Source organism: Nitrosomonas oligotropha (genome assembly GCF_009833085.1).
GTDB lineage: Bacteria > Pseudomonadota > Gammaproteobacteria > Burkholderiales > Nitrosomonadaceae > Nitrosomonas > Nitrosomonas oligotropha.
In genome coordinates this window covers 86,455-93,291 of the sequence record NZ_QRBZ01000005.1, presented here as the reverse complement: position 1 = coordinate 93,291, position 6,837 = coordinate 86,455, and the positions used below count along the sequence as shown (strand labels likewise).

Annotated in this window: 6 protein-coding genes and 1 pseudogene; 5 read left to right on the top strand and 2 right to left on the bottom strand. The window is 51.9% G+C overall.

From position 1 onward, the window contains the following. A pseudogene (locus tag ABD07_RS15260) lies at nucleotides 1-87 on the top strand (methane monooxygenase/ammonia monooxygenase subunit C); the annotation flags it as partial. Between the two features lie 120 nt (nucleotides 88-207). After that, nucleotides 208-762, top strand: coding sequence for a hypothetical protein (locus tag ABD07_RS02645; RefSeq protein WP_160816993.1), 555 nt, complete (start codon nucleotides 208-210; stop codon nucleotides 760-762). 172 nt (nucleotides 763-934) lie between these two features. On the opposite strand, the gene ABD07_RS02640 is transcribed toward ABD07_RS02645, so the two are convergent. Next, nucleotides 935-1,480: a YMGG-like glycine zipper-containing protein gene (locus ABD07_RS02640; protein ID WP_160816992.1), complete on the bottom strand. Its 546-nt coding sequence runs from the start codon at nucleotides 1,478-1,480 to the stop codon at nucleotides 935-937. Nucleotides 1,481-1,496: 16 nt separating this feature from the next. After that, entirely contained in the window at nucleotides 1,497-1,895 is a 399-nt protein-coding gene (locus ABD07_RS02635) for a hypothetical protein (protein ID WP_240142383.1), read from the bottom strand. 270 nt (nucleotides 1,896-2,165) lie between these two features. Between ABD07_RS02635 and ABD07_RS02630 the strand changes: the two genes are divergently transcribed. The 3 genes from ABD07_RS02630 (at nucleotide 2,166) to ABD07_RS02620 (ending at nucleotide 6,757) form a co-directional block, all read left to right on the top strand. After that, nucleotides 2,166-3,215: a retropepsin-like aspartic protease family protein gene (locus tag ABD07_RS02630; protein ID WP_160816990.1), complete on the top strand. Its 1,050-nt coding sequence runs from the start codon at nucleotides 2,166-2,168 to the stop codon at nucleotides 3,213-3,215. A gap of 255 nt (nucleotides 3,216-3,470) precedes the next feature. Further along, nucleotides 3,471-5,492: a CopD family protein gene (locus ABD07_RS02625; protein WP_160816989.1), complete on the top strand. Its 2,022-nt coding sequence runs from the start codon at nucleotides 3,471-3,473 to the stop codon at nucleotides 5,490-5,492. Nucleotides 5,493-5,638: 146 nt separating this feature from the next. After that, complete coding sequence (locus ABD07_RS02620) at nucleotides 5,639-6,757, top strand: tetratricopeptide repeat protein (RefSeq protein WP_160816988.1); 1,119 nt, start codon at nucleotides 5,639-5,641, stop codon at nucleotides 6,755-6,757. Nucleotides 6,758-6,837 lie beyond the last annotated feature (80 nt).

The following is a 6,837-nucleotide window of genomic DNA, read 5'->3' as shown; positions in this document are numbered from 1 at the left end:
CAAATCATCACCCGTTACTCCAACCTGACCGATGTGATCTGGAATGGTCAAAGCAAAGAAATTCTGAACAACCGGATCGTTCCTTGATCCAACCTGAGTACTAGGTAGTTAGTGCAACCTCTCCCGCGGCTCTGCTTAGAGCAGACTGCGGGAGTAAAAAACAAGCTGTAGTTCACCGGTGTGGGTCAAAAAGTAGAGGAGGTTTATATGATCAAACAAGTTATAAAAATATGGACTTCAGCAGCGCTACTATCGGTAGCGTTTTATTCCGGCTTAGCGGCTGCGCATGGAAAAGTAAATTTGGAAGCCGATATTTGTATGCGCAATGTGTCCGGCAGTATGGTGCATCTGAGCACTTATCAGCCGCAATACGATCCGGAAGCTGAGTACTGTACAGAAATTCCAAAGGAAGGCGAAACGTTGTGGGTTCTGGATCTGGTCGATCAAGCGCTGCGCGACATGCCGATTGTCGTTAAAATTGTCAGAGGCACCGGGCAAGCTTTAAGCGATACCGTAACAACCCTGTATTCCACCAATCATTCCAATGGCACCATTAAAGGGGAATTCGATCTGGATCCAGGGCAATATACGCTATTCGTTACGGGTGAGGGCGTGCCGCCGTTGCACTATGAATATCCATTGCGAATACAAGTAACCAATTATCAGGATCTGTTCTTGAAATCCGTACCTTATATCATCACGTTTTTGTTGATTGCATTTTTTACCGATAGGCTGTTGAAGCGGCGTAAACTGGAAAGTTGATAGCAGTCTTCGTTATTATTCCGTTCGATAGAAAGCTTTACAACCGTAGCGCACCGTTTTTGTACTGAACCGGGGAGTTCGCATTAGCAGCAATCACAGCACCATAAGGGAGAAAAAAATCAGTGGCTTGTCAGGAGGTCGATGACAAGTCACTGATGTATAAGCCGCAGAACTAACGTGGTGGCGGTGGCGGCGGGTTGCCTGCCGGAGGTGGCGGAGGAATGAACTGATCGGATCGTGTAACCGGTTTCCTATTCATAGTATTTCCGCCCGATGGGTTAGCCGTGATTCTGCCGTCGACGGGAACACGATGACCCATGGCATACATGCACTGAACATAGCTGTTGTCATAGCGCTGCTGGCTGGAATAGCCCGAAGCCGCCGCTGTATTCGATCCCATTAAACTGCCGAATAACAGACCGATCCCGGCGCCGACCGCTGCGCCGTGACCACCTCCCAATGCTGCACCGGCAGCGGCGCCCAGCCCGGCACCTAGAGTTGCGCTTTGCATACCGCTCATCCGCGATGCTTGCCGGGGTGTGTTGCCATCGGCCTGCTCGTACGCATACTGCTTGCATACCAATTCATCCGAACGAAACTGATCGAAGTTTTTTCCGGAACCCGGTAACGCCATTACGCTGGGGCCGGTTGGCAGATGAGCGCAAGCCGTCAACCAGACGGCCATCGTGACAATCATTAAATTTCTCAGGATTAACATGTTGTGCCTCTTTGCATTAGGGGGCCGCTGATTGCGGGGCGACTGGTATCCAGTCAGCCGGGCAATTCTTAACAGTGGGGTAATAGCCTTCAGGACTCCGGCAGTAGTGCCAATAACCGGCTTGCGGTTGAGCTGCACTGGATTGTTCGCGCTGAATATAGACAGGCGGTGTTACCGATACTACCGGGCTGGGTGAGTACCGGTAACGAGACTGGGCGAAGTAGGGTCCAGGGAAAGCATAAGAACCGTAGGGATAGAAGCCGGGGCCGTAGAAACCGGGATTGAATCCGCCGATATTGATGCCGAAATTAAAATGACCATGCCTGTGGCCGTGACCATGATGACCGTGTCCATGCCCATGACCTCCGCGCGCCAAAACGGCATCGTGTGCCGTCAGTGCCAGCAAACCAATCATCCAATATATCCAGCTGAGATTTTTCATATCCATATTTCGCAGGTGCTTTTGAAGCATAGTATGGATTGCGTGCTGAATGAATCCTGAATACCCGGTATTCTCACTGCCGTGAGGAAGTGCGGAAAAATCGCACCGCTTATTTTCTCAAGTTGAAGTACCCGCATCCGTAGAAATATCAGTTTTGATGGACAAATCTTCCCTTGAGCAAGCCGGATACGTCCGATCTTCCGCTGATCACTAAAGTATGGGTACGGTTAGACGAAAAATTAAATGAGCATCCAGGATCGAGATAATTTTCCCCGGAAACGTAATAAAGAAAAGGTACCGCCTGTGGAACAAAAATCCGCAGCAAGCCATGCTGCGCAGTGGCCGTGGAAAACCGTGATCAGGGATATTTTTTGCTGGACTGTTCTGGCGCTGACCTTGCTCATCGTCTTCCAGTATTTCCAATCTTCTCAGTCCTTCAGTCAGCCTCATGTCCAGCCTGCGGGCAATTCTCTTGTGACGATCACCGGATCCACCGGCTGTGGTGTATTGCCGCAACACGGCTCGGCGTATTTGATCGACCCGTCGGTCATGAAACGCACCGATGTGCTGTATGCCGGATTGGAAATCCATAACGACTACGATCATCCGATGGTGGCGGTACTATCGGATCCCGCCGGCGTTCAGCAACTGCTCGCACTATCGATTCATGCAGGCAATACCCTTCAGCTGAGCGTGCCGGTTGGCAAGTACGCAATGCAGGTTCTGGTTGGATCGGATTGGTGCAATTTGGACAAAGGGTTTACCGACGGCGCCATCGTTTCCGTCGCTGGCGGAATCTCAGTCGACGCGGGTTCCACGACATCAATGCAATTCAGCGGCTCCGGTCTGCGGCCAGTGCAATTGGCGCTCGCTTATAGCCAATCGCAACCGGCCAGTGTGCAGGAGATTCAACAGCCCGCTGAGGTCATCGGTTCCGGAAAAATGGAACTGAAGCAGACACGGGATGGCCATTATTTCAGCTCGGGAACCGTCAACGGCGCTCCTGTGGTGTTTATGGTCGACACGGGCGCAACCGTCGTGTCGATTTCTGCCGAAATCGCGGCCCGGGCCGGTATCCGGGAATGCGCTCCACGCCAGGTGCTGACCGCGAACGGTCAAGTCAACGCATGTGTCGCAACAGTACCGGAAGTCACATTCGGATCGTTCCGGCTCACGCAAGTCGACGTGATGGTGATGCCCAATATGCCCGGAGATGCCTTGCTGGGCATGAATGTGCTGCGGAATTTCCGTATCGAGCAGGCCGGTAAAGTCATGCACATCTCCACGCCATAGAATGTTCAGATATGGCCTAACCGGCACTCACAGCGCCCTGTAACATAGCCGCTGCCGAGTAATTTCTATCCAGCCGGCCGGCTGGGATACTGGAACAGAGTGTTAAGCTAGGCTGCAACATTTTTGTACAGTAAAATACGCTGCAAAATTTACCTGAGCGAGGAGATTTCAGAATCATCCATCGAATTGGATGTCAGACTGAAACCTGCGGCACCGGCGTTGTCAAAGTAACCCTAACCATCCTATCGTGAAACCATGATTGAAATCATTGCTGCATTTGCCCGGTGGTCGCAACTGACCGCCAACTTGGTCTTGTTTGGAAGCTGTGTTTTTTTCGCCATTATCTGGCAGCGCAAAGACATTCTGGAAACACCCTGGATAACGCGGCTGGAGAAGATATTTCCCTGGCTGGCGAGTGTGATCGTCGCCGGGCTCATCGGTATTTTGGCGACCACCGCCAGCGATGCCACCGGGGATGTCGCCAATGCATGGAATCTCTCTGTCTGGCTGGATGTCGTGCAACAGACGCAGATCGGTCATATCTGGGCGGCGCGTGCGTTGCTGGCGATGCTGTTATTAGGTGCGGTACTAAAAATTCAGCCGCTTGACCGGGTGCGCGGGCACTATGTCGTATGGGCCTTTCTGGCGGCGTTGCCGATCATTGCCGGCACTTTGATGAGCCATTCGAGCGCCGATGAAATGTCATTCACAGCTATCGCGCCGTATGCCATACATATTTTGCTGGCGGGTATTTGGTTTGGCGCGCTGCCCGCATTCTTGCTGATTTTGTTTAATCTGCGCACAGATCTGGGTAGAACATCGCTGCTGACAGCCATCGATTACCTGAAAAAATTCTCTGCGATTGCGTTGCCGGTGATCGTTTTATTGATGCTAACGGGGGTAATGGTGACCGACCGCCTAGTGGACGAGAAATACCACGCCTTGGTCGCAAGCCCTTACGGTTGGCTGTTGAATATCAAACTCGCCATTCTGGCGGTCATACTGGTGATCGCCTATCAAGCGCGCTATCAGTGGCTTCCCATGCTGTCCCGGGAAGAAGACAAAGCGCGTATCAGCAGTGCTACGCATTTAACGCAATGGGTGCGTATCGAATTCATTCTGGCGCTGTTGTTGGTGCTGTTCGCCACCATTCTGGCCAATACGCTGCCCGCCAAACATGCCATGATCGAGAACTGGCCGTACCCGTTCCGTTTTTCCATCAATGCGACCTGGGAAGACCCGGATGTGCAGGAGAAAGTGTGGTTTGGTTTGGCATTGTTTGGCGTGGCGCTGGGTACGATTTGGCTGGGTGCCAGATTGCACTGGAGCGGGGTAGTGAAAGTTCTGGTGCCGGGTGTGCTTGGGATCAGCTCGATGGCGCTGGCGCTGCCGCCGCTGGCCGTGGAAGCATTCCCGGAAACGTATAAAAAACCGGCGGTGCCGATCGATGCGATTTCCATTGTCGCCGGTGCCCATCTGTTCGCAGAGAATTGTGTCAACTGCCACGGTCCGCAAGGCAAGGGCACCAAACCGGTCGCCGATCCCGATTTGCGCGATCCGACCGACTTGCTGACCCAGCAACATACCGCGAAATACACCGTCGGCAATGTGTTTCATCAGTTGTCGCAGGGTATCCCGGGAACCGAAATGCCCGGATTCGCCGATAAATTATCCGAAGAAGACCGCTGGGACTTGATCAATTTTCTGCACGCCATGTCGCGTGGTTTCGATGCCCGCCTGCTTGGCAGCATGATCGTTCCCGAAACGCCTTCGATCGCATCGCCGGTGTTCAATTATTCCGCCAGCGATGGCTCCAACGGCAATCTCAAGGATTTCCGTCTGCAAAAAAATGTGCTGCTGGTGCTGTTCGCCTGGCCGCAAGCCAAAGAGCGCTTTTTCCAGCTGGCGGCGTCGTATGACCGCATCCGCGATCTCAATACCGAAATACTGGCAGTGCCGATTCATCCACTGAGCGATGCGCAATTGCAGCAGATTACCGAAATCGCGCCGTTCCCGATCGTTACCGAAGGCTGGCAGGAAATCAAGGACACCTACTGGTGGTACCGGCGCGTCCGGGTCGTGCCGGATTTATCGGGCAAAGGCATGTTCCCGCAACACATGGAATTCATCACCGATCGCTTCGGCTACCTGCGTGCGCGCTGGGTGGCGCAATTCGAGGGATTCGGCTGGCAGAATGTCGGCGCCTTAACGCTGCAATTAACACAACTCAACCAGGAAGGCGAAATCATGCCGCCACCGGGGGAACATGCGCATTGACGATTGCGACGCGCGGAACATGATGAAACCATCGCTGCGGTAGAGCGGATCAATGAAATGCCATCCGCCAAAAATTTAATGTAACCCTTGTATGCCGGTGGATGGCGCTACGCTGATCCACCCTACAACTTGCGAAGCTAAGATCAATGGAAATTGCTCAAATCATCGAATGGTTGGATAAGCATAAAGATGCTATCGCTTCGATTGGTCTTATAGTCAGCGGGATATGGGCCTTTTGGGTTTGGAAGAAAAAACAAGCTGGCAGCTCAACTACAGGAATCCAGAACCAGAATTCGCCAAACTCGGGAAAGCAAATTAACGCACCTGTTACAGCAAACGATCATGCAGCGGTTAATCAGCATTTTGGCGATACGTATCATCACTATGGCTATGACGATAGTAAGGTAGCGGAATTAGCGGCGAAATTGGCATCTGAATTTCGTAAAGAAGATACTGAAACTATCAAGACGTTACAAGAAACCATCCAAGCGTTGACTCAACAAAACGCCCAAAAGTACGATATCCAGCAAGCTCTTGATTTGCTGGCTCAAGGTGATACAACTCAAGCGGAAGCGATTTTTGCAGGAGTTGCAGCTGAGGCAAAACAGGAAGGCAAAAAAGCAAGTATCAAGGAAGCCGAAGCATTGCGTCATCTCGGATCACTGGCTTTCTTGCACGATACGCAAAAAGCCCTCACTGCCTATCAACGCAGCACCGAACTCGATCCGGATAATTTGGACGGCTGGAATAACCTCGGTCATCTTTATCAAAGAATCGGCGAACTTGAAAAGGCTGAAAATGCCTATACGACTGTGCAGAAATTGTCCTTACTGCAGCTAAACCGTGCAGGTGAAGCTGCTGCCTACGGCAACTTGGGAGTCATCTACTGGACCCGCGGTGAATTGAATCGCACCATCGAATATTATGAAAAAGCGCTGGTTATCGATGAAGAGCTGAAGCATAAAGCAGGCATGGCCTGCGATTACGGCAATCTGGGGCTCGTCTACCAAACTCGGGGCGATCTGGAGTGCGCCATCGAATACCATGAGAAAGCGCTGGCGATCAACAAAGTGCTGGGGTGTAAGGAAGGCATGGCCAGTCAGTACGCAAACCTAGGAAGCATCTACGAAACTTGCGGCGATCTGGATCGCGCTGTCGAATATTGGAAACAATCGCTGATGCTATTTCAACAACTGGGCGCTAAAGACAAAATAGCGTTGGTTCAATCTTGGATCGATGAAGCGGAGCAAAAAGATTCCAATTAATTGAATCCCGGTTCGATGTTTGTCATTCGGTCACCTGGCCGGTATTTTTCAGCCGGTCATTTCCATGCCAAGCGTAGCCA